General features: G+C 71.2%; 18 protein-coding genes and 1 riboswitch. Of the genes, 14 read left to right on the top strand and 4 right to left on the bottom strand.

Annotated features, from left to right (window positions below):
* Positions 1–56: 56 nt before the first annotated feature.
* Positions 57–289: riboswitch (cobalamin riboswitch) on the bottom strand.
* A 149-nt stretch (positions 290–438) separates the two neighbouring features.
* The 6 genes from E1287_RS29250 to E1287_RS29225 all read left to right on the top strand — a co-directional run bounded on the left by E1287_RS29250 (position 439) and on the right by E1287_RS29225 (position 6,229).
* Positions 439–1,083 (top strand): hypothetical protein, encoded by a 645-nt coding sequence (locus E1287_RS29250; protein WP_131968439.1) that lies wholly within the window; start codon positions 439–441, stop codon positions 1,081–1,083.
* Between the two features lie 75 nt (positions 1,084–1,158).
* Positions 1,159–1,884 carry a YcnI family protein gene (locus E1287_RS29245; protein ID WP_131968437.1) on the top strand — a complete coding sequence of 242 codons (726 nt, stop codon included), beginning with the start codon at positions 1,159–1,161 and terminating at the stop codon, positions 1,882–1,884.
* Positions 1,881–2,477, top strand: coding sequence for a copper resistance CopC family protein (locus tag E1287_RS29240; protein ID WP_131968436.1), 597 nt, complete (start codon positions 1,881–1,883; stop codon positions 2,475–2,477). Before E1287_RS29245 ends, E1287_RS29240 begins: the two co-directional genes overlap by 4 nt.
* Positions 2,478–2,553: 76 nt before the next feature.
* Positions 2,554–3,324: an antibiotic biosynthesis monooxygenase gene (locus E1287_RS29235; protein ID WP_131968434.1), complete on the top strand. Its 771-nt coding sequence runs from the start codon at positions 2,554–2,556 to the stop codon at positions 3,322–3,324.
* A 167-nt stretch (positions 3,325–3,491) separates the two neighbouring features.
* On the top strand, positions 3,492–5,633 hold the full coding sequence (locus E1287_RS29230; RefSeq protein WP_131968432.1) for an MMPL family transporter: 2,142 nt from the start codon (positions 3,492–3,494) through the stop codon (positions 5,631–5,633).
* Between the two features lie 14 nt (positions 5,634–5,647).
* Entirely contained in the window at positions 5,648–6,229 is a 582-nt protein-coding gene (locus E1287_RS29225; protein WP_131968430.1) for a TetR family transcriptional regulator, read from the top strand.
* 1 nt (position 6,230) lies between these two features.
* On the opposite strand, the gene E1287_RS29220 is transcribed toward E1287_RS29225, so the two are convergent.
* Genes E1287_RS29220 through E1287_RS29210 form a run of 3 tightly spaced genes read right to left on the bottom strand, consistent with a single transcriptional unit; the run spans position 6,231 to position 11,714 of the window.
* Positions 6,231–7,550 carry a vanadium-dependent haloperoxidase gene (locus E1287_RS29220; RefSeq protein WP_131968428.1) on the bottom strand — a complete coding sequence of 440 codons (1,320 nt, stop codon included), beginning with the start codon at positions 7,548–7,550 and terminating at the stop codon, positions 6,231–6,233.
* A gap of 32 nt (positions 7,551–7,582) precedes the next feature.
* Positions 7,583–10,969, bottom strand: coding sequence for a hypothetical protein (locus E1287_RS29215; protein ID WP_131968426.1), 3,387 nt, complete (start codon positions 10,967–10,969; stop codon positions 7,583–7,585).
* Positions 10,959–11,714: a sigma-70 family RNA polymerase sigma factor gene (locus E1287_RS29210; protein WP_131968424.1), complete on the bottom strand. Its 756-nt coding sequence runs from the start codon at positions 11,712–11,714 to the stop codon at positions 10,959–10,961. Before E1287_RS29210 ends, E1287_RS29215 begins: the two co-directional genes overlap by 11 nt.
* Before the next feature lie 26 nt (positions 11,715–11,740).
* Here E1287_RS29210 and E1287_RS29205 point away from each other — a divergent pair, with 26 nt between their 5' ends.
* The 8 genes from E1287_RS29205 (at position 11,741) to E1287_RS29165 (ending at position 19,468) form a co-directional block, all read left to right on the top strand.
* Positions 11,741–12,304, top strand: coding sequence for a hypothetical protein (locus E1287_RS29205; protein WP_131968422.1), 564 nt, complete (start codon positions 11,741–11,743; stop codon positions 12,302–12,304).
* 102 nt (positions 12,305–12,406) lie between these two features.
* Positions 12,407–12,862: an SRPBCC domain-containing protein gene (locus E1287_RS29200; RefSeq protein WP_165969227.1), complete on the top strand. Its 456-nt coding sequence runs from the start codon at positions 12,407–12,409 to the stop codon at positions 12,860–12,862.
* On the top strand, positions 12,859–13,230 hold the full coding sequence (locus E1287_RS29195; RefSeq protein WP_131968418.1) for a metalloregulator ArsR/SmtB family transcription factor: 372 nt from the start codon (positions 12,859–12,861) through the stop codon (positions 13,228–13,230). Before E1287_RS29200 ends, E1287_RS29195 begins: the two co-directional genes overlap by 4 nt.
* Before the next feature lie 17 nt (positions 13,231–13,247).
* Positions 13,248–14,138 carry a protein kinase gene (locus E1287_RS45890; RefSeq protein ID WP_347813992.1) on the top strand — a complete coding sequence of 297 codons (891 nt, stop codon included), beginning with the start codon at positions 13,248–13,250 and terminating at the stop codon, positions 14,136–14,138.
* Positions 14,139–14,277: 139 nt separating this feature from the next.
* The gene (locus E1287_RS29180) at positions 14,278–15,960 is read left to right on the top strand and encodes an AMP-binding protein (protein ID WP_131968416.1); all 1,683 of its coding nucleotides are present in this window, start codon (positions 14,278–14,280) and stop codon (positions 15,958–15,960) included.
* Positions 15,957–17,582, top strand: a complete 1,626-nt coding sequence (locus E1287_RS29175) for an AMP-binding protein (protein WP_131968414.1) — start codon at positions 15,957–15,959, stop codon at positions 17,580–17,582. The genes E1287_RS29180 and E1287_RS29175 overlap by 4 nt, the downstream gene beginning before the upstream one ends.
* A 67-nt stretch (positions 17,583–17,649) precedes the next feature.
* A complete protein-coding gene (locus tag E1287_RS29170; RefSeq protein WP_131968412.1) occupies positions 17,650–18,507 on the top strand; it encodes a helix-turn-helix transcriptional regulator in 858 nt (285 codons plus the stop codon).
* A gap of 331 nt (positions 18,508–18,838) precedes the next feature.
* Complete coding sequence (locus E1287_RS29165; protein WP_131968410.1) at positions 18,839–19,468, top strand: TetR/AcrR family transcriptional regulator; 630 nt, start codon at positions 18,839–18,841, stop codon at positions 19,466–19,468.
* A gap of 55 nt (positions 19,469–19,523) precedes the next feature.
* Here the strand turns inward: E1287_RS29165 and E1287_RS29160 are convergent, their stop codons facing one another.
* A complete protein-coding gene (locus E1287_RS29160; protein ID WP_131968408.1) occupies positions 19,524–20,930 on the bottom strand; it encodes a gluconate:H+ symporter in 1,407 nt (468 codons plus the stop codon).
* Positions 20,931–21,014 lie beyond the last annotated feature (84 nt).

Here is a 21,014-nt window from a genome sequence, read left to right as displayed (position 1 = left end):
GACCCCCGAAAGGTCGGTCAGGCGATCCTCACTCCGCGGGAGCTCCGCTGCGGTCGCCTGACCTCCTACGTGCGGGCAGGTCTTCGGACTCGCGGGCAATGCACCTTCGGAAGACGAAGGCGCGTCCTACTGGCCGTCGCTTCCCAGGCCGGTGGATTCCGGCCCAGTGCGTATGACGGCGGTCGTTCCCGCTCACCGCTGCGGGGCAGTCCCGGATTCGCACCGGGTTCCCTCTTGCGACGCCCCCGCCGACCAGCGGCGGGGGCGAACCAGCACGGGATTGAACCCTACATGTAGTTGACGATCTTTGCATCACCCCAAGATGTTGGGCGTGTCGAAAGATCGCGGGGGCGACTACCCAGACGGCGGATGTGGTGGGACGATGGGTGCGCCATGTCCCCGCGTCCCCCGCAACCGGGCTTCCGAACAGCGCGCGCGGTGGTGTTCGCCACCGTGTGCGTCACGCTGGCGACCGCCGGGCACGTCCTCGCATCGGGGACCGCGATCCCCATCTGGGCGGTCCTGACGGGATTCGGCGCGGTGCTCGGCGTGACGCTCATGCTGGCGGGCCACGAACGGTCGCTGGCGACGATCCTCGGCGGCCTCCTGGGCGGCCAGTTCGCGCTGCACGCGCTCTTCACGGGCGCCACCGACCCGATCAACACGCCCGCAGCGGCGCTGCAGGACCCGGCGCAGCGCGCGGCGGCCCTGCACCAGGCGGGTGTGCACCAGACCGCCGTCCCCGACGCGGCGATGGCGGGCTCGGACATCCTGGTCCCCGTCGCGCACGCCGCCGGCGGCACGACGATGACGCTCGCGCACACCGTCGCCGCACTGATCGCGGCGTGGTGGCTGCGCCGCGGGGAGCGGGCCGCGTGGTCGCTGGCCCGGCGGGTCGCCGGGGCGGCCGACCGGCCTATCCGGCTGCTGCTCGCCCTCCTCGCCGCCGAACCCGCCGCGGCTCCGCCGCGCATCCCCGCCGTACCGGCGACGGCCGCCGTCACGGCGGTCGGCCGCACGCTGCGGCATCAGGTCGTCCGGCGGGGTCCTCCGCCGCGTTCGAGGGCGCTCCTCGCTTACTGAGCGAGCGCCGTACGTCACCGGACGCCGATTCCCGGCGCTTCCGGATTTCCCCGTACACTCGAACGGACTTTCGCCATGCTCTCTCTTTCCCATGTCCTCCCTCGGGGCGCCCGCCGGCTGGGCGCCGTCGCGGGCCTCGCCGCCGTGTCCGTGGTCGGGCTGGCCACGGCCGCGTCCGCGCACGTCACCGTCAACCCGAAGACCGCCGAGCAGGGCGGCTACACCAAGGTCGCGTTCCGCGTGCCGAACGAGCGCGACAACGCGTCCACGACCAAGCTGGTGGTGCACCTGCCGGCCGAGCATCCGCTGTCGTCGGTGTCGGTCCGTCCCGTCCCCGGCTGGACGGTGAAGGCCGAGAAGTCCAAGCTCGCGACGCCGATCAAGAACCACGGCGGCGAGCAGACCGAGGCCGTCATGAAGATCACCTGGTCCGGCGGCAAGATCGACCCCGGGACGTTCCAGGAGTTCGACGTCTCCATGGGACCGCTGCCCACGAACATCGGAGAGATGATGTTCAAGGCCGACCAGACGTACTCCAACGGCGAGGTCGTCAAGTGGGACCAGCCGCCGCCCGCCGCGGGCGCGGCCGAACCCGAGCATCCGGCGCCCGTGCTCAAGCTCGTCCCGAAGGGCCAGCAGGAAGCGGTCGGGCTGACCGCGAGCACGAAGACGAAGCCGGCCGCCGCCGCGTCCGCCGATGACGGCACCGCGCGGCTGCTCGGCGGCATCGGCATCGCGGTCGGCGCGCTCGGCCTCACGGTCGGCGGCTACGGCCTGACCCGCGCCCGGAGCCGCTCATGACCCGCGCAACGGCACGCACCACGGCGGGACGCCTCGCGGCGGCACGCCTCGCGGCCGGTTCGCTGGCCGTGGGGACGATCCTGGCGATGTCCGCGACCCCGGCCTCCGCGCACACCGCGCTGACGGCGGCCAACCCCAAGAAGGGTTCGTCGGTCGCCTCCCCGTCGCAGATCGTCCTGACCTACACGGAAACGGTGCGGCTGCCGCGCGTGATCCTCACCGACGCGTCAGGCAAGCAGCACCAGGCGGGGACGGCCAAGGCCGTCGACAACAAGGTCACGCAGCCGGTCACCGGCGCGCTGCCGAACGGGAAGTACACGGTCGGCTGGCGTGTCGTGTCGGTGGACGGCCATCCGGTGTCGGGCAGCTACAAGTTCACGGTGGAGGGCTCGTCGGCCGGTTCGGCGGCCTCGCCCGGCGCCGCGAGCTCGCAGCCCGCCGCCCCCGCCCCGTCGCCGTCGAACGCCGCGTCCTCCGAGGACTCGGGCGGCGGCTCGTCGGGCTGGCTGTGGATCGGGTTGATCGCGCTCGTCGTGGCCGCGGCGGCTGGGGCCGTGGCCTGGTTCCGCCGGTCGCCCGCGTCCGACGGCTGACCGCCTGGTTTGCGCTTCCGGTCGGGTGATTACAGGATTACAGTGATTACCCGACCGGTCGCAGCCTGGGGGTCCAATGATCGTCGAGTACATCCGCTACCGCATCGACCCGTCCGAGACGGACGACTTCGAGGCCGCCTACGCACGCGCGTCCGCCTCCCTGGCCGCCGCGCCGCAGTGCGTGGACTACGAGCTGTCCCGGTGCGTCGAGGAGCCGACGTCCTACATTCTCCGCATCGGCTGGACATCCGCGGACGACCACATGCAGGGCTTCCGCGGCGGCGAGCACTTTCCCGCCTTCTTCGCCGAGATCAAGCCGTACGTCCAGCAGATCGAGGAGATGCGGCACTACGAGCGGACGTCCGTGCGCGGCGCCGGGTCGTCCGTCCCGACGATGTACGAGTGGGCGGGCGGCGGCGAGGCGTTCGAGCGGCTCACCGAGGTGTTCTACACGAACGTGCTGAAAGACGATCTCCTCCGCCCCCTCTTCGAGCACATGAACCCCGGCCACCCGAAATGGGTGGCGCACTGGCTGGGCGAGGTCTTCCGCGGCCCGGAGCGTTACAGCCGGGAGCGCGGCGGCTACCACCACATGGTCCGGCAGCACGTCGGCAAGGCCATCACCGAACCGCAGCGGCGCCGCTGGGTGACCCTCCTCATGGACGCCGCCGACGAGGTCGGCCTCCCCGACGACCCCGAATTCCGCGCCGCGTTCACGTCCTACATCGAGTGGGGGACGCGCATCGCCCTCGCCAACTCGCAACCGGACGCGAAACCGCCCCTTGAGGCCCCGATGCCGCACTGGGGCTGGGGCGTGGCCCCGCCCTACATCCCGCCCCAGCCCTGAGAGACGGCACGCCGCGTTCGGCACCCCCGTCCGGACGTGGCCGCGGCGCCCCATCCACACCGTGCCGCCCTTCCACCCGGGAGGGCGGCACGTTCGCGTTCACCCGCCTTGACAGAAAGCGCTAGTTCACTAACACTTCCTACTCTAATAGCGAAAGGGAGTGCGTCATGGCGGTGTTCCTGAGCCGGGTGGGCCGGTTCTGCTTCCGGCGGCGCCGGCTGATCGCGCTGATCTGGGCCGGGCTGCTCGTGGTCACCGTGTCGGGAGCGGCCGCGCTGTCCGAACCGGCGCCCGACACGTTCGCCGTCCCCGGCACCGAGTCGCAGCGGGCGAACGACCTGCTCAAGGACCGGTTCCCGCAGGCCGCCACCGGCGACGCGACGGCCAGGGTCGTCTTCGCGGCCCCCGCCGGACGCTCGCTGACCGAACCCGCCAACCGCGCCTCCGTCGAGCGGGCCGTGGCCCGGATCAAGGCCGTGCCGGACGTCGCCGACGTCGCCTCCCCCTACACCCGGAACACCGTCTCCGGCGACGGCCGGATCGCCCTCGCCGAGGTCGCCTACCGCGTCCCCGAGCACGAGCTGACCGGCGCGGACCGCGACGCGCTCCGCGCGGCGGCGTCCGCTCCCGGCCTGCGCGTGGAGATGAGCGGCGACGCCGTGGCGTCCCCCGAGGAGGGCGCCGGCGAGCTGCTCGGCGTCGCCGTCGCCGCGATCGTCCTGCTGGTCACGCTCGGCTCGCTGGTGGCGGCCGGGCTGCCGCTGCTGACGGCGATCATCGGCATCGTCATCGGGCTGTCGGCCGTCAGCGCCACGAGCGCGTTCGTCGAGCTCAGCTCCGACACCCTGGCGCTCGCGCTGATGCTCGGCCTCGCCGTCGCGATCGACTACGCGCTGTTCATCATCGCCCGCTACCGCCAGGAGGTCCTGGACGGACGCACCCCCGCCGACGCGGCAGGGCACGCCACGGGCACCGCCGGATCCGCCGTCGTCTTCGCCGGGCTGACCGTCATCATCGCCCTCGCCGGGCTCGCCGTCGTGGACATCCCCGTCCTGACGCAGCTCGGGCTGGCCGCCGCGTTCACCGTGGCCGTGGCCGTCCTGATCGCGCTGACCCTCCTCCCCGCCCTCCTCGGCTTCGCGGGCCGCCGCGCCCTGACCGGCCGCCGAACCCCGCGCAACCAGCGCGCGACCGCCGGCCGGCGGTGGGGACGGTTCATCACCGCGCATCCCGTTCCCGTGCTGGTCACGGCCGTCGCGGGGCTGCTCGTCGCGGCGACGCCCGCGCTCGACCTGCGGCTCGGGCTGCCCGACGACGGCACCGCCCCGTCCGGGACGACGCAGCGCGCGGCCTACGACCTGCTCGCGGACGGCTTCGGCCCCGGCATCAACGGCCCGCTGACCCTGGTCGTCCAAGCACCGCACGGCACGAAGGCGGCGGCGGAGCGTGTCGCCAAAAGCGTCACGTCCCTGGATGGTGTGGCCGCAGTCGAACCGCCCGTCCTGAACCCGGCCGGTGACACCGCGCTGGTCGGCGTCGTCCCCGCCAGCGCGCCGACGGCCACGGCGACCGAGGACCTCATCCAGGACATCCGGGACCGGTTCCGTTCCGAGGACGGAGCCACGGTCGCCGTCACCGGCCAGACCGCGATCGACATCGACACGTCCGACAAGCTCGCCGGCGCGCTCCTCCCCTACCTGGCGGTCGTCGTCGGGCTGGCGTTCATCCTGCTCACCCTGGTGTTCCGCTCGCTCCTCGTCCCGCTGAAGGCCACCGCGGGATTCCTGCTGAGCGTCGCCGCCACGTTCGGCGCGGTCGTCGCGGTGTTCCAGTGGGGGTGGCTGAACGGCCCGCTCGGCGTCCACGCGTCCGGCATCATCGTCAACCTGCTGCCGATCATGCTGATCGGCATGGTGTTCGGGATCGCCATGGACTACCAGGTCTTCCTCGTCACCCGGATGCGCGAGGAGCACGCCCGCGGCGCCGACCCCGTCGACGCGGCCGTCACCGGCGTCGCGCACGGCGCCCGCGTCGTCACGGCCGCCGCCATCATCATGATCGCGGTGTTCGCCGGGTTCGTCCTCTCCGAGACCCCGATGGTGCAGTCGTTCGGCTTCGCCCTCGCCGCCGCGGTGTTCTTCGACGCGTTCATCGTCCGGATGACGATCGTCCCCGCCGTGATGGCGCTGCTCGGCCGCGCCGGCTGGTGGCTGCCCGCCCGCCTCGACCGCGTCCTGCCGCACCTGGACGTGGAGGGCGCGCCGCCGCCGGAACCGGTGACAGTAGGCTCCACACCGGAGGCACGCTGACGAGAGGCAAGGGGATGGCGCCGAAGCAGGGCCTGCGCGAGCTGAAGAAGGCGAGGACCCGGGCCGCGATCCAGCGGGAGGCGCTGCGCCTCTTCCGCGAGCGCGGCTACGAGGCCACCACGGTCGAGCAGGTCGCGCAGGCCGCCGAGGTCGCGCACACCACCGTCTTCCGCTACTTCCCCACCAAAGAGGACCTCGTCATCAGCGACGACGCCGACCCGCTGTTCTTCGCGGCGATCCGCGCGCAGCCGCCCGGGCTGTCCCCCGTCCAGGCGCTCCGCGCCGCCATGCGGGAGGTCCTCGGCGGCTTCTCCGCCGAAGACCTCGCCGCGGGCCACGACCGGACCGTCCTCATCCTGTCCGTCCCCGCGCTCCGCGGCGTGGCGTTCGGCAACTTCATCGACACCATGCGCACGGTCACCGCCATCCTCGCCGAACGCACCGGCCGCCCCGCCGACGACGTCGCCGTCCGCACGTTCACGAGCGCCGCCTTCGGCATCATGCTCGACGTGATGCTCCGCTGGTCGGACGACCCGTCCCTGGACCTCGTGAAGACCCTGGACGACGCCGTCGCCACCCTCGAACCCGCCCCGTAGGTCAGAGCGGGCACTCGCCGTGGTGCGTCGGGCCTGTCGTGTAGAGGAGCTTTTTGGCGAGGATCTCGGCGGCGAGACTCCTGCCCATCGCCAGCCCCGCCTCATTGCTGAACTGGAAATGGCTGCCGCCGACGACGCGGGACCGTCCGGCATCGGCGGCGGCTTCGGAAAAGCTCTCGAAGGTGCGCCGCATGGGCTGACCCGTGGACGGATCGATCGGGGACGAGTCCGTCACGTGGCTGAAAGTGATGCGGTCAGCGCAGAAGAAGCCCGCCAGGACCGCGGCAGCGGCGGCGCTGAACGAGCTGTGCCCGGAAACGTATTCGGGTGTTCCGCCTGCGCTGCCCGCTCGCGCTGTCCAGCCGGTGTCCTTTTCGGTGTGAGGGTTTCCGTCTGTGTCGGCCTGCTGGATCGCCGTCTCCGGCCGCCAATGCCGATGGACGAACTTGGTGCGCACGGTCGGGATCGAGGCGTCCGCCAGAGCGACGCTCAGCAGGGCCGCCAGCCGCGCCTTGTCGGGAAGGGAGCGTTTCGCGGCCACCTCCAGCGCGATCTTCAGCCATTCGCCGGGCGGCTGCGCCGACCCCGCCGGCAGCGACCAGTACTGGTAGTGCGCGAGCTTGGCCGGGTCCGCGATCCTCGCGGACCCGGCCAGCTTGACCTCGGCGAACGCCGCCGCGTAGTCGAGGCCCGCGAGCGCAGGCGGGCCGGGGGCGACGTAGCGTCCGGCGTCGGCGATCCCGAACGGGATCATGGCGCGGTACTGGACGCCCGACCACGCGAGCGGGAACACCCCGGGCCCGGTGCCGCCCGGCTGGGTCTCGACCGGACGCGACCCGTCCCCGTCCCGGATATCGGCGACGTGCTCGCCCACGGCCTGGCCCCACGTCCGTCCGGCGGACACGCCCGGCCCGTCACCGAGTTCGGCGAGGTCGGCGGCCAGCTGCTCGTTGAAGCGGGCGGTGCGATCCGGATACAGGCGGCTGAGCACCACATGGGCCGCGGCCACCGCCGCCGCCTGCCGGTCGGCGTGGCGCGGAGCACCGTCCGGCGATCTCAGCAGGTGCGCCCGGTCACGGCGGTCGCGCTGCACCGCTATCCCGTTGACCGCGTCGTAGACGGCCGCGTTCACCATCGCGTACGACCGGGCCGCGTCGGCGTCACTCGCGCGGGTAGCGCGCACCGCCTCTAGGGCCAGGCCGTTCCAGGTGGCGACCGGCTCGACGTCGGGCGCGTGCCGTCCGGCCGCCGAAGCCGGAATCACGGCACCGGTACCTCCCACCACCGAGAACACCACGAACAGGAAGATGAGCTTCTTCATGACGTCCTGCCTCTTCGCCAGATGCAGATGGGTCAGACCAGCCGGATGTGGGTGCGGGCGATTCGTCCCGACGTCATCCCCACGGCCAGGACGGTGTAGCGGCCCTGGGACGACTGCTGGCGTATCGTCGCGGTCGCCTCGCCGTCCCTTTTCATGGTGACGATGGCGAGCGGGTCGGCCGGGGAGCCCGCCAGCATGAACCAGACCTTCTCACCGGGCGAGAAACCCGACACCAGCACCGTCGAGTCGGCACCGGCCAGCTGCGTCGGGGACGTCCGCATGGACGCGGTCGTCGACGGCGGCTCGCCGGACGGTTCCGTATCGCCGAACAGGCCGTAGCCGAAAAGGCTCGCGCAGAACACCCCGACCACGACCAGTGCGGCGACGACGACGGTGATGAGTCCGCAGCTCGCCAGCCTGGCCCGCCGTCCGGTCCGCGCCGGGAGGGCCCCGCCCGGGCCGGGAGGCCCGGCGCCCGGACCCGCGCCGGGGCCGATACCGCCCGGATCGGCGTCGTCGTCCGGGTCGGAGCCGGTCATGCTGCCGAGGACGAGAAGGCGCATCCGTTCCTCACCGTCGAAATAGGCCGCGTCGTCGGCCGCACCGGCGAGCCGGGCCGCGTCGCCGCCGAGGGACAGGACCCGTCCCCAGGCCCCCCACCAGAGCGTGACGCCGAGCGCCGGGGCCGCCGCCCGCGCGAGGGCGCAGGCGTTGACGTGCGCGCCGACGCGGACGGCGTCCGCCAGCACCGCGATGATGACGGCGGCGGATTCGGCGACCTGGCTCGGCGGGACGTCGGCGACCCACCGCGTGAGCGTATGGACGTAGTCGGCCGGCGAACGATCCGCACCGGTCACCGGCATGCCGGGCGCGAAGGCGGCGACATAGCCGGGACCGGCCCGCTGCGCGAGCCGCGTCCACAGCAGGGCGTTGAGCGCCTTGCGGCCGTCGCCCACCTCGGCCAGCCTGATCAGCAGGCCCGGCGGCACCGGCACGCCGTGCAGCACGCACAGCACGCGGAGCACGGCGCGGACTTCCGGGTCCGCCGAGTGCCACAGGGTGCGGACGGCGTCGTCCGGGCGGGCGGGCAACGCGGCCGCCGCTCCCGTTCGCGCCGCGGCGACGGCCTGGAGCAGGGCCAGGGGATTTCCCCGGCTGGCCCGGCAGAGCTTCCGCGCCGCCGCGGCGTCCCCGTGCCATACCCGGTCGCCCAGTTCGGCGTCGAGCAGCGCCCGCGACGCCCCTTCCGGCAGCCCGCGCAGCTCCAGCAACCGGCCCCGTTTCCAGTCGATCCGGTCCCGCGCGATGATGATCATCGCCCCGCCGGACACGAGGTCGGCGAGCGCCTCGGCGTCCTCCGCGGAACCGGCGAAATCGTCCACGACGACCAGGGCGCCGACCGTGCTCATCAGGCTGCGCAGCCGCTCGGGCCCGGGCCGGTGGTCATCCGCGTCGTAGCAGCGGCGGAACAGGGCGTGGACGACGTCGTCAGCGCCCATCCCCGCGGCGGACATCGACACGACGTCCGCTCCCGCCGCGACCCGCTGCCCGGCGAAGAACCGCAGCAGCGCCGACTTGCCCACGCCCGGCGGCCCGCACACCAGCACCGATTCCCCCGCGTCGAGCCATGCCGCCAGCCGGGCCAGTTCCTCGTACCTGCCGACCAGCGGACGGTCGGTGCCGGGCGGCGCCCCGCAGTCCGGCCGGGGGACGCGCCGTCGTACCCGGGAAGCGGATCTGGTCCGCACCGCGACGACGGTTCCCTGCCGGCGGATCTCCACTTCGTGGTCGCCCACCATGACGCGCCCGTGAACGTTCCCGTCCGGTCCGGCATCCGGTGGGGAGGGAAAGTAGCCCCACGCCTGAAAGTCGTTCTCACCGGGAAGGCGCATGGGTTGGAAATCGTCCACGTCCATCAATTCGGAGTAATGCCTGATGACGTTCTCGTACATGTAGGCCGAAGTGACCAGGCCGTATTCTCCGGACACCGCGCCGGTGGCCGGGCGGGCGGTGCAGTCCAGCAACCGGTAGAGCAGTTCGAGCGACAGGCCGGTCGCGCCCGCCTCGTCATAATGGACGGTTCCCTGGTGGACGGCCATCCGGATACCGAGCTGGGCCAGGTCGCTGGAAAGCCGATTATGCCGCCGGAGGCTGGAGCGCGTCCCGTGGATGAGAGCGTTCGCCAGCAATTCGGGCATCACGTCGGGCGGAAAGAGGATGAGGAGGCCGTCGCCGCGGTCAAAGGAACGGCAGGCCGCCCAGCCGATTCCCACCCTGTCGAACGAATCCCGCATGATCTGGTAAAGGGAGTCGCGGACGTATCGGAGCAGCCCGTCCCCGCTGCGCATTTCCTCGTCATGACCGGCGCTGAACGCACGGGCGGCGACCATCGGGCAATGGACGATCCCCCTGGACGGCCACAAACGCCGGCGCGGCCACGACCCGGCCGGACGGGCGACGTCCGTCTCGTCGTCCACGAGCTCGACGTCGTGCGCGGCCTCGTCGCCTGGAGGCGGCGCGGGCGGTCCCGGCGGCTCGGGCGAGGTGAAGCACGGGGACGACGCGCGCGAGGTGACGGTCACCGGCAGCTTGAGGGGCGCGGCCGCGGGAACCGGAGGGGGCTTGTACACCTCCAGTTCGCTTCCCGCCGGTGCGCCGACCGCTCGCATCACCGCGCTTCCGAGGTGCGGAGGCAGGCCGATGGCGGACTGGACGAGCCGGGCGTTCTCCTGAGCTTCCTGGGCCTCCTGGGCGCCCGCGATCCGACCGCTGGCGTGCGCCTCGGCGAGTTCGATGATCCTGTCGGCCTCGTCGCGCGCATCCTCCAGGACCTGCTCCGCGTCCTCCAGAACCTGCTCCGCGTCCGCCCGGATACGCTCGGCCTCCTGCCTTGACTCGGTGAGTTCCCTGGCCGCCTTGCGGATTCCCTTGTCCTCGTAGTCCTCCGCCTTCTCCCGGGCGGCCCGCTCGATGGCGGCGGCCCACTCCCGCGCCGCGGCCCTGATGTCCTCGGCCTCGCACTGCGCGTCGTCCAGGATCTGCTTGGCCTCCCGCTGCGCGGCCGCCCGGATCCGGGCCGCCTCCTCGCGCGCCGCCGCCTCGATCTCCTCCGCGGCCCGCCACACCGCGGTGGCGTCGGAGCATTCGTCCGGTTCCGCGAGCGCGGGGAGGTCCAGGTCGCCGGACGCGGCGTCCCGTTCCGGGACGTGCTCGCCGGCGTCGTCCAGCGGGATGTCCGGGCCGTGGGTCTCGGCCTCGGGGAACTCGCCGCCGGTGAGCCTGCGGAGGCGGCGTTCCACCTCCTCGTCGGGGAGCAGGAGCTGGTTCGCTTCGTCCATCAGGTTGAGGAAGTCGGCCAGGATCTGCTCTAGGGGCTCCTCCGGCTCAGGCGGTTGCTGAGGAGGCGGGTCATTGGTCATCGAGCTTCCTCCCATCGGGTCCTGTCGAGTTCTGGACCCGGCGTTCCATCTCCAGTTCGAGTCGCTGTTGGTCCTGAAGGAGCTTTCTCAGCCCCGCTTTCGCAAGTTGCAGGTTCTTGCGTATGGCGACTTGTGACTTCTCCAGTTCGGCGGCCGCCTCGGCGGTGCTCATCCGGTGGATCAGAATCAGTCTGGCGGTGTCGCGCTGAGCCGGAGGAAGAGTTCCGATGATCTGTTCGAGCCATTGGTTGTCCTCCAACTCGCACATCAGCGCGTCCGGCTGCGCCTCCGGACGCTCGTGCCCGCCTTTGATCGCACGCGCCACCTCCTCGCGGTCATGCTGCCGCTGCTTTATGAAGTTGCTCTTGACGGCACGGCCGGCGTAGGCCAGCGGAAAACGAATGTCGACCCAGCGCCGGAGAACCTCCAGCATGGCCTTCCCGACCGCGTCCTCCGCCTCCTCCCAGGTGGCCCCCAATGCCATCGCCAGAGCGATCAACGACCTGTAATGGTCGCGATAGAACTGGCCGAATCCGGCTGGGGCGGGCGCCCGTTGAGCCGGTACCGCGGCTCGGTCAGTCTCCGATTGCCCCACGAGCGCGCTCCCATCGTCACCGTGGTCGCCTCCTTCGGAGAGGAGGTCCGCGAACAACCCGGAGTGTGAAGTCGGACCGCGAAGTTTTTTGTGTCCGGTCTGACATTCACGAATGACCGGTCCCGGCGGACCTAGGAGGCATAGGCCCATCCCCGACTTCCCCCGGGAGCACCGCCATGGACCGCACGCCTTCTCACCGGCACTCCGCCGTCCGCACCACGATCCGCACCGTGATCCGCGCGGCCGACCGCTTGCTGCGCCGCGGCCGCCTGCGGAAATTGCGAAAGCGCGCGATATTGCCGCTGCTGGCGGCGTCGGCCCTGGCGCTGACGGCCGCCGCCGTGGGGCTGGCGGCCCACCCGGAGGCGGCCGCCGCGCTCAGCGCGCTCACCACGGTCTACATCGCCGTCGTGAGCACCCAGCGCATGCGGGAGGAGCGCTCCAACCCACGTCCACCGCAGAGCGAGGCACGGCAGGACGCCGCCGAACGCCGGGTCGCCGGTGACCGGGAGACCGTCCGGAGCGTCCCGTGTGACGGAGACACCCCGACCCCGGGCGACCGCACCCTGCGGGGCGAGCCCGACCTCGGGACGGCGCCGTCCCTCGACCCGATCGAGCGGATCAGGCCGGACGCCGAGCCGCGCACCGAACGCACCCGCTTCCGCGAAGACACCCGATTCCACGACGAGCCGACCCCCGCCCGGCGGCGGCGGCGTGCCCGCCCCGCCGGAGAGGAGTGACCGGATTAAAAAGCAACCACTGGTTGCGCATCGAGGTCCGCCCAGGTTACGGTGGTCATGCAACCAGAGGTTGCGGATTATCACGGAGCGAGGAGACCGGTTGTGAGCATCGAGCACGAGATCCTGATCGAGGCACCGGTGGACGTGGTCTGGCGGACGGTGACGGAGCCCGAGCAGATCGCCCAGTGGTTCAGCGACAAGGCGGAGATCGACCTGCGGGCGGACGGCGACGGCACGCTGACCTGGGTCGACAAGGAGACGGCCGCGCAGGAGCAGGTGAACCTCGTCGTCGCGGCCGTCGAACCGCCGCACCGGTTCGCCTACCGCTGGGGCAATCCCGAAGGCACCCGGCCGGAGAAGGGCAACTCGACGCTGGTCGAGTTCAGGCTCGTCCCGGACGGCGACCGCACCCTGCTGCGCGTGACCGAGACCGGCCTGGACGAGACCGGCTGGACGGACGAGCGCAAGACCTTCTACACCGACGACCACAACGAGGGCTGGTCCAAGCACCTCGCCGACCTGGCCACGTACGCGGCGACCGGGGTCTCGCCCAAGTGACCGAGCATGACGAGGAGCTGCTGGCGGCGGTCGCGGAGCCGAGCCGCCGCCGGCTCCTCGACGTGCTGCTCGCCAAGGGCGAGGCGACGCCCACGGCACTCGCCGGTGACCTGCCGTTCACGCGGCAGGCCGTCGCGAAGCACCTGGCCGTCCTGCAACGGGCCGGGCTGGTCACGGCACGCCGCGACGGCCGGGAAGTGCGGTACACCGTCCACCCCGGGCGCCTGGACGAAGCGGCCCGCGCCATGGCGGACGTGGCCGCCCGCTGGGACGCCCGCCTCAGCCGGATCAAGGCGATCGCCGAGACCGCCCACCGCGAGTCCCAACGCGAACCGCAGCCCGCGATCCAACAGGACGACCACGCCTGACGGGCAAAGCAGCGCGGATGGTCCCCTCGTCTGTCTGTCATGGTTTCTGCGTGGTCGAGATGATCGGGCGTTACCGGCTTGTTCGTCAGTTGGGCCGTGGCGGAATGGGGACGGTGTGGCTCGCCGAAGACGGCGGCGGACAGCGTGTCGCGGTAAAGGTCATCAACGACGAACTGGCACGCGAGCCCGAGTTCCGCGAGCGGTTCCGGCAGGAGGTGGAGGCGGCACGGCGAGTCCGGCGGTTCTGCACGGCGCCCGTCCTGGACGCCGGTCTCGACCAGAACCCGCTGTGGGTGGCCACCGACTTCATCGACGGCCCGACCGTCCAGGAGGCGGTCTCCGCCCACGGCCCGCTCCGCGGAGCCGATCTCGACGCGCTCGCGGTCGGTATCGCGACGGCCCTGACCGCCATTCACCAGGCCAGGTTGATCCATCGGGACCTCAAACCGTCGCGGTCGGCGCCGTCGCGCTGGCCCTCGCCGCGTCCAACGGAGATGCCGGGGCGGGAAGCGGGGGCCGTGCCGCGACGGCAAGCTCGCCCGCCACCAGCACCACACCCTCGGCATCACCCACGAGCCCGCAACCGGCCAGCGCGTCCGCACCCAACACCCAGCCCAGCACGCAGCCCACTGCGCAATCGCCACTTTCGAGCCCGGGCCCGATCACCAACGCCGCCAGCGGACTCTGCATCGACACCGACGGCCCCCAGGGACCCGGCGTCCAAGTGCAAGTCCGAAAGTGCGCCAACTTCAGCGGCCAGGAATGGCGCTATGACCAGACAACTCACCACCTCGCCAACCCACCCAGCGGACTGTGCCTGGACACGGCCGGCCCCCCGCCAACTACGTCGGTCTGGTGCTCAACCCCTGCGGCAACCACACCGGCCAAGGCTGGCACGGGTGACCTGATCGAGCCCGATCGTGACTGATCGTGCGTCGCGCCGAGGGGTAGGACTCCTCCGACTACCCCCGTTCGGGGGTGGCGTAGGTCACTTGCCATGACGAACGATCCTTCTACCGGGTGTCCGTGCGGCTACGAGGAGAGACCATGCCCGCAGTCGAGTTCCGTGCGGCGCGCGACTTCCTGCTCGCGCATCGCGACGACTACGCGACCGCGTACGAGAAGTTCCGCTGGCCCGTCCTGACCGGGTTCAACTGGGCGCTGGACTGGTTCGACAAGATCGCCGAGAGCAACGACTCGCCCGCGCTGTGGATCGTGGAAGAGGACGGCTCCGAGGCGCGGTACTCGTTCTCGCAGATGTCGCGGCGGTCGAACCAGGTGGCGAACCTGCTGCGGCGGTCGGGCGTGCGGCGGGGCGACCGGATCATCCTGATGCTCGGCAACCAGGTCGAGCTGTGGGAGACGGTGCTGGCCGCGATGAAGCTCGGCGCGGTGCTGATCCCCTGTACGCCGCTGCTGGGCACGGCCGATCTCCAAGACCGGCTGATTCGCGGGAAGGCGCGCCATGTCGTGGTGGGCTCGGCGGACACCGGGAAGTTCGACGGCGTCCAGGGCGAGTTCACGAAGATCGCCGTGGGTGAGCCGGTGGACGGGTGGGTGCGGTACGCCGACGCCTACGAGGACGCGGAATCGTTGACGCCGTACGGCCTCACCATGTCGCAGGACACCCTGCTGCTGTACTTCACGTCCGGGACGACCGCGAAGCCGAAACTGGTCGAGCACACGCACGCGTCCTATCCGGCCGGGCACCTGTCGACGATGTACTGGATCGGGCTGCGGCCGGGGGACGTCCACCTGAACATCTCGTCGCCGGGCTGGGCGAAGCACGCGTGGAGCAACGTCTTCGCGCCCTGGGACGCGGAAGCGTGCGTGTTCATCTTCAACTACACGCGCTTCGACGAGGACCGACTGCTCGACACCCTCGAACGCTGCGGCGTCACGAGCTTCTGCGCGCCGCCGACCGTGTGGCGGATGCTGATCCAGTCCGACCTGGGACGGCTCGCGAACCCGCCCCGCGAGGTCGTCGCCGCCGGTGAGCCGCTCAATCCCGAGGTGATCGAGCGCGTGAAGGACGCGTGGGGCCGGACGATCCGCGACGGCTTCGGGCAGACGGAGACGACCGTGCAGATCGCCAACACGCCGGGGCAGCCGGTCAAGCCGGGTTCGATGGGACGTCCGGTGCCGGGCTACCAGGTCGTGCTGATCGATCCGGTCACCGGGGAGCCGGGCGACGAGGGCGAGATCTGCCTCGACCTGGAGGACCGCCCGCTCGGGCTGATGACCGGCTACCACGGCGACGACGCGCGCACGGACGAGGCGATGGCGGGCGGCTACTACCACACCGGCGACATCGGCTCCCGGGACGAGGACGGATACATCACCTACGTCGGACGCTCCGACGACGTGTTCAAGGCGTCCGACTACAAGATCTCGCCGTTCGAGCTGGAGAGCGTGCTGATCGAGCACGACGCGGTCGCGGAGGCCGCCGTGGTGCCGTCGCCCGACCCGGTCAGGGCGGCCGTGCCGAAGGCGTACGTGACGCTCGCCGCCGGATGGGAGCCGGACGCGGCCACGGCGAAGGCGATCTTCGAGCACAGCCGGGCGCAGCTGTCGCCGTACAAGCGGATCCGGCTGCTGGAGTTCGGCGCGCTCCCGAAGACGATCTCCGGGAAGATCCGCCGCGTCGAGCTGCGGACGAGCGAAATCGACAAGCATCCCGGCGCGGACGACCGTCCGGAGGGCGAATTCCGCGAGGAGGATCTGCGATGACCCTCTCCTACGCGTCGGGCGTGTCCAGCACGCCGCTGCTCGGCGACACCATCGGCGCGAACCTCGCCAAGACGGTCGCGGCCTTCGCCGATCGCGACGCGCTGGTGGAGCGGGCGTCCGGCCGCCGCTGGACGTACGAGCAGCTCGCCGACGACGTGGACGCCGTCGCGCTCGGCCTGCGCGACCTCGGCGTCGTCAAGGGCGACCGGGTCGGGATCTGGTCGCCGAACTGCGCGGAATGGATGCTCGTCCAGTACGCGACGGCCAAGCTCGGCGCGATTCTCGTGAACATCAACCCGGCGTACCGGGTGCACGAGCTGGAGTTCGTCCTCAACCAGGCCGGGATCAGGACGCTGGTGTCGGCGCCCGCGTTCAAGACGTCCGACTACGCGGCGATGATCGACGAGGTCAGGCCGAAGTGCGCGGCACTGCGGGACGTCGTCCTGCTCGGCACGCCGCGGTGGGACGCGCTGATGGAGGCGGGCCGCGCCGAGGACCCGGCGGTCCTCACCGAGATCGGCCGGACGCTCACCGCCGACGACCCGATCAACATCCAGTACACGTCCGGGACGACGGGCTTCCCCAAGGGCGCGACGCTCTCGCACCACAACATCCTGAACAACGGCTTCTTCGTCGGCGAACTGTGCGCCTACGACGAAGAAGACCGCGTCTGTGTGCCCGTGCCCTTCTACCACTGCTTCGGCATGGTGATGGGCAACCTCGCGGCGACCAGCCACGGCGCGTGCGTCGTGATCCCGGCTCCGGCGTTCGACCCGAAGGCGACGCTGGACGCCGTCGCCGCCGAGCGGTGCACGTCGCTGTACGGGGTGCCGACGATGTTCATCGCCGTCCTGAACGAGCCGTCGCTCGACGACCTCGACCTCTCCAGCCTCCGCACCGGGATCATGGCGGGCTCACCGTGCCCCGTCGAGGTGATGAAGCAGGTCATCGACCGGCTCGGGATGGGCGAGGTCGCGATCTGCTACGGCATGACGGAAACGTCCCCGGTCTCGACGCAGACCCGCGCCGGCGACTCGCTCGACCGCCGCGTCTCCACGGTCGGACGCGTCCAGCCGCACCTGGAGATCAAGGTGATCGACCCGGAGACGGGCGTCACCGTCCCGCGCGGCACGCCAGGCGAGTTCTGCACGCGCGGCTACTCGGTGATGCTCGGCTACTGGGACGAGCCGGAGAAGACGGCCGAGGCGATCGACGCGGCCCGCTGGATGCACACCGGCGACCTCGCCGTGATGGACGACGACGGCTACGTCAGCATCACCGGCCGGATCAAGGACATGGTGATCCGCGGCGGCGAGAACATCTACCCGCGCGAGATCGAGGAGTTCCTCTACACCCATCCCGACATCGTGGACGCGCAGGTCATCGGCGTCCCGGACGAGAAGTACGGCGAGGAGCTGATGGCCTGGGTGCGCCTCCGCGAGGGCGTCCCGGACCTCACGGCCGGGGCCCTCCGCGCGTTCTGCGAGGGCAAGCTCGCCCACTTCAAGATCCCGCGCTACGTGCACGTCGTGGACGAGTTCCCCATGACGGTCACCGGGAAGATCCGCAAGGTGCAGATGCGGGCGGAGGCCGTCGACATCCTGGGCCTCGGCGACGCCTAGGACCCGCCCGCATTGCTTTCTGCGTGAAGGGCTTTCGAGACGCCGTCTCACCGGGCATGCTCGGGGCATGGGTGCAGTGACGCGTGATGACGCGGGCGCCGTCCGGTCGGCGGTGCTCGCCCTGCACCGGACGACCGGCCTTCCCGTGGTGTTCGGCGGCGCCGTGTCCGGGAGCGCCTCGGGCGGCGGCCACGACCGGCTCCACATCACCGAGCTCGTCGGCAACACGACCGATTCGCTGAACGGCCTCGTCGTCCGCCACGGCAACGGGCTCGGCGGCAAGGCGATGGCGATGGCGCGCCCGCTGTGGGTGAGCAACTACCCGTGCTCGGCCTCGATCAGCCACGACTACGACAAGCCCGTCGAACGTGAGGGCCTGCTGTCGATCCTCGCGGTGCCGATCGTCGTCCGGCGGCGGGTCCGCGGCGTCCTGTACGGCGCGCTGCGCGAACCGCTGTCGCTCGCCGACCGCGTCGTGGGCGCCGCCGTCCAGGCCGCCCGCGACCTCGAGCAGGACATCGCCGTCCAGGACAGGGCGGACGAGGCGCTCGCCCGCGCACGTCCGGCCGTCCCGGAATCGGCGGCGCGCTGGGAGGAGGTCAGGGCCGTCCACGCGGAACTGCGCGCCCTGGCCGAGCGGATCGAGGACGCACCGACCCGCGACCGCCTCCGCGAGGCCTCACTCCGCCTGGCCGCCGCCGGACTGAACGAACCGACCGGCTCCCCCCGCCCCGTCCTGTCCCCGCGCGAACTGGACGTTCTTTCCTACGTCGCCCTCGGCTGCACCAACGCGGAGGCCGCCGAACGCCTGGGCCTGCTCCCCGAAACAGTCAAAAGCTACCTACGCTCAGCAATGCGCAAACTCGACTCCCACACCCGCCTGGAAGCCGTAACCACCGCCCGCCGCACCGGCCTGCTGCCCTAGCCGACCGGGCACCACAGGGCGGATGGAACCGCGGGGCCGCGCGGTTCTTCCTTCCTCGCAATCGGGCCCGGCGACGGGGTCAGCGTTGCGTGTGGATGCGCGTCGTCCAGTGCAGATCGGCCCCCGTGGCGCACTGCCTGGACGGAGCGCTCATCACACGCCGGCTGCGCCGGGCCGTGATCGCTCGGCCGTCCCGCCCGCTCCAGGGACGGGGACGTCCGTCCCCCGATATGCACTGAAAACCGTAACATCTCGGCGAACAACAATGTTCGTAGTATTCGTCGTAAACGGGTTTCCTCGGCTGGCACGAACACGTTGGTAGCTTGTCCGTGTGGACTCCGACGGCTTCCCCTCGCTGCCGCGCGGGCGTCATCACCTCACCCGCGCACAGGTCTCGGCCTCCCAGCGGGAACGCATGCTGCAGGGCATGACACAGGCCGTCGGGGAGAAGGGCTACGCCCGGACCACCGTCGCCGACGTGCTGAAGCGGGCGCACGTGTCGCGCGAGACGTTCTACGAGCATTTCGCCGACAAGCAGGCGTGCTTCCTCGCCGCGTACCAGGCCGCCGCCGAACGCATCGAAGGCGTCGTCACGGAGGCGCTCTCGGCGTCCGGCGAGCCGGTGATGGGACGGCTCGAACAGGCCCTGTACGCCTATCTGCGGGAGCTGTCGGCGGACGGCGGCGCCGCGCGCATGTTCCTGCTGGAGATCTACGCGGCGGGCCCGGCGGCGACGGCGCTGCGGTACACCGTCCAGCGCGGGTTCGTCGAGGTCGTCGTCGGGCTGCTGGTGGAGGACGAGCGGTTCCGCACCCTGCCGGATCCGGAGTTCGCCTGCGAGATGCTCATCGGCGGGGTGGCGTCCCTGGTGACCGGCATGGTCGCGATGGGCCAGCACGCCTCGCTCCCGAGGCTGTGCACGCCGATCCTGGCCCACTTCAGGTCGCTCCTCGACCGGTGAAAAATGGCGGTGACCGGCGGGGCCGCCGCGCGCAGGCCCCGCCGGTCGGCACCTGTCAGATGAAGATGCTCAGCCCGGCCGCCATTGCGAAGCCGACGATCGACAGGATCGTCTCCAGGACCGTCCACGTCTTGATGGTGTCGCGCACGGACATGTTGAAGTAGCGGGAGATGATCCAGAACCCGCCGTCGTTGACGTGCGAGGCGATGATGGAGCCCGCGGAGATCGCGATGGCGATCAGCGCGATGTGCGGGTCGGAGTAGTCCTCGGCCTTCACCAGCGGCGCGACGATGCCGCCGGTGGTGACGATCGCGACGGTCGCCGAGCCCTGCGCGACCCGGAGCCCGCAGGCGATCAGGTAGGCGAGCACGATCACCGGCAGGCCCGCGTCCGACATGGTGCCGGCGAGGGCCTTGCCGACCCCGGTCGCCGACACGACCGCGCCGAAGAACGCGCCGCCGCCGATGACCAGCAGGATCATGCCGATCGGACGGAGCGACCTGGCGGCGAGGTCGGACAGCTCCGCGGTCGAGATGCCGCGCCGGATGCCCAGCAGGTACATCGCGAGCAGGACGGCGAGGGTGAGGGCGACGACGGGGTTGCCGATGAACGTCAGGGTGGGCAGCGCGGGGCTGTCCTCCCACCACACGGTGCTGAACGTGGCGAGCAGGATCAGCACGAGCGGCACCGCGATGATCAGCCCGACGAGGGCGAGGGACGGTTCCGGTTCCGGCTCTGCGTCCTCTTGCTCTAGTTCGACCTTGTCCTTCTCGGCGACGATGTACTCGTCCGGCACCTCGATGAAGACGCGCTTGCCGATCCAGGCGCCCCACGCGACGCCCGCGACGAGGAACGCGGGGATGCCGCAGACCAGGCCGAAGATGATGAGCCAGCCGAGCGGGACTTCGAGGAGCCCGGCGACGGCCACCGCGCCGGGGTGCGGCGGCAGGAACGCGTGCGTCATCGACAGCCCGGCGAGCAGCGGCATCGCGTACAGGACGAGGGAGCGCCCGCCCCGCCTGGCGGTGATGTAGACGAGCGGCGCGAGGACGAAGATGCCGACGTCGAAGAAGACCGGGATCCCGAAGATGAGCCCGGCGAGGCCCATCGCGAGCGGCGCGCCGCGTTCGCCGGCGACGCTCAGCAGCCGCCGGGTGAGGACGTCGGCGCCTCCGGACCGCTCCAGGATCGCGCCGAGGATGGTGCCGAGCCCGACGATCGGCGCGATGTGCCCGAGGAGCCCGCCGAAGCCCTTCTCCAGCACGGACTCCTTGGAGCTGAGCGCGGTGCCGACGATCTCCTCGACGCTCAGCCCGGCGACCAGCGCGAGGGCCAGGCCGGAGACGAGCAGCGCGATGAACGGTTCCAGCTTGACCTTGATGATGAGGAACAGCAGGACCGCGATGGACACGGCGCACAGCGTCAGCAGCCCGCCCGTCTCTTCTTGCAGCCAATGGACCATTGACGTGACCCTCTCGGTGAATGGGGGTTGGGGGATGCCGAGGGTGATGGGCGTTAGGCGTCAGGCGGGGTGATCGGCGGGGTG

The sequence above is a fragment of the Actinomadura sp. KC06 genome (genome assembly GCF_004348735.1).
Taxonomy (GTDB): Bacteria; Actinomycetota; Actinomycetes; order Streptosporangiales; family Streptosporangiaceae; genus Spirillospora.
The sequence above is the reverse complement of the archived record's forward strand: the minus strand, read 5'-3'. Positions and strand labels throughout refer to the sequence as shown.

Excerpts from the sequence above, each read along its gene's own strand:
- E1287_RS29245 (WP_131968437.1), top strand. The coding sequence starts at position 1,159 with ATGCTCTCTCTTTCCCATGTCCTCCCTCGGGGCGCCCGCCGGCTGGGC.
- E1287_RS29230 (WP_131968432.1), top strand. The coding sequence starts at position 3,492 with ATGGCGGTGTTCCTGAGCCGGGTGGGCCGGTTCTGCTTCCGGCGGCGC.
- E1287_RS29170 (WP_131968412.1), top strand. The coding sequence starts at position 17,650 with ATGGGTGCAGTGACGCGTGATGACGCGGGCGCCGTCCGGTCGGCGGTG.
- E1287_RS29205 (WP_131968422.1), top strand. The coding sequence starts at position 11,741 with ATGGACCGCACGCCTTCTCACCGGCACTCCGCCGTCCGCACCACGATC.
- E1287_RS29215 (WP_131968426.1), bottom strand. The coding sequence starts at position 10,969 with ATGACCAATGACCCGCCTCCTCAGCAACCGCCTGAGCCGGAGGAGCCC.
- E1287_RS29220 (WP_131968428.1), bottom strand. The coding sequence starts at position 7,550 with ATGAAGAAGCTCATCTTCCTGTTCGTGGTGTTCTCGGTGGTGGGAGGT.
- E1287_RS29235 (WP_131968434.1), top strand. The coding sequence starts at position 2,554 with ATGATCGTCGAGTACATCCGCTACCGCATCGACCCGTCCGAGACGGAC.
- E1287_RS29210 (WP_131968424.1), bottom strand. The coding sequence starts at position 11,714 with ATGGGCCTATGCCTCCTAGGTCCGCCGGGACCGGTCATTCGTGAATGT.
- E1287_RS45890 (WP_347813992.1), top strand. The coding sequence starts at position 13,248 with ATGGTCCCCTCGTCTGTCTGTCATGGTTTCTGCGTGGTCGAGATGATC.
- E1287_RS29240 (WP_131968436.1), top strand. The coding sequence starts at position 1,881 with ATGACCCGCGCAACGGCACGCACCACGGCGGGACGCCTCGCGGCGGCA.
- E1287_RS29180 (WP_131968416.1), top strand. The coding sequence starts at position 14,278 with ATGCCCGCAGTCGAGTTCCGTGCGGCGCGCGACTTCCTGCTCGCGCAT.
- E1287_RS29160 (WP_131968408.1), bottom strand. The coding sequence starts at position 20,930 with ATGGTCCATTGGCTGCAAGAAGAGACGGGCGGGCTGCTGACGCTGTGC.
- E1287_RS29225 (WP_131968430.1), top strand. The coding sequence starts at position 5,648 with ATGGCGCCGAAGCAGGGCCTGCGCGAGCTGAAGAAGGCGAGGACCCGG.
- E1287_RS29175 (WP_131968414.1), top strand. The coding sequence starts at position 15,957 with ATGACCCTCTCCTACGCGTCGGGCGTGTCCAGCACGCCGCTGCTCGGC.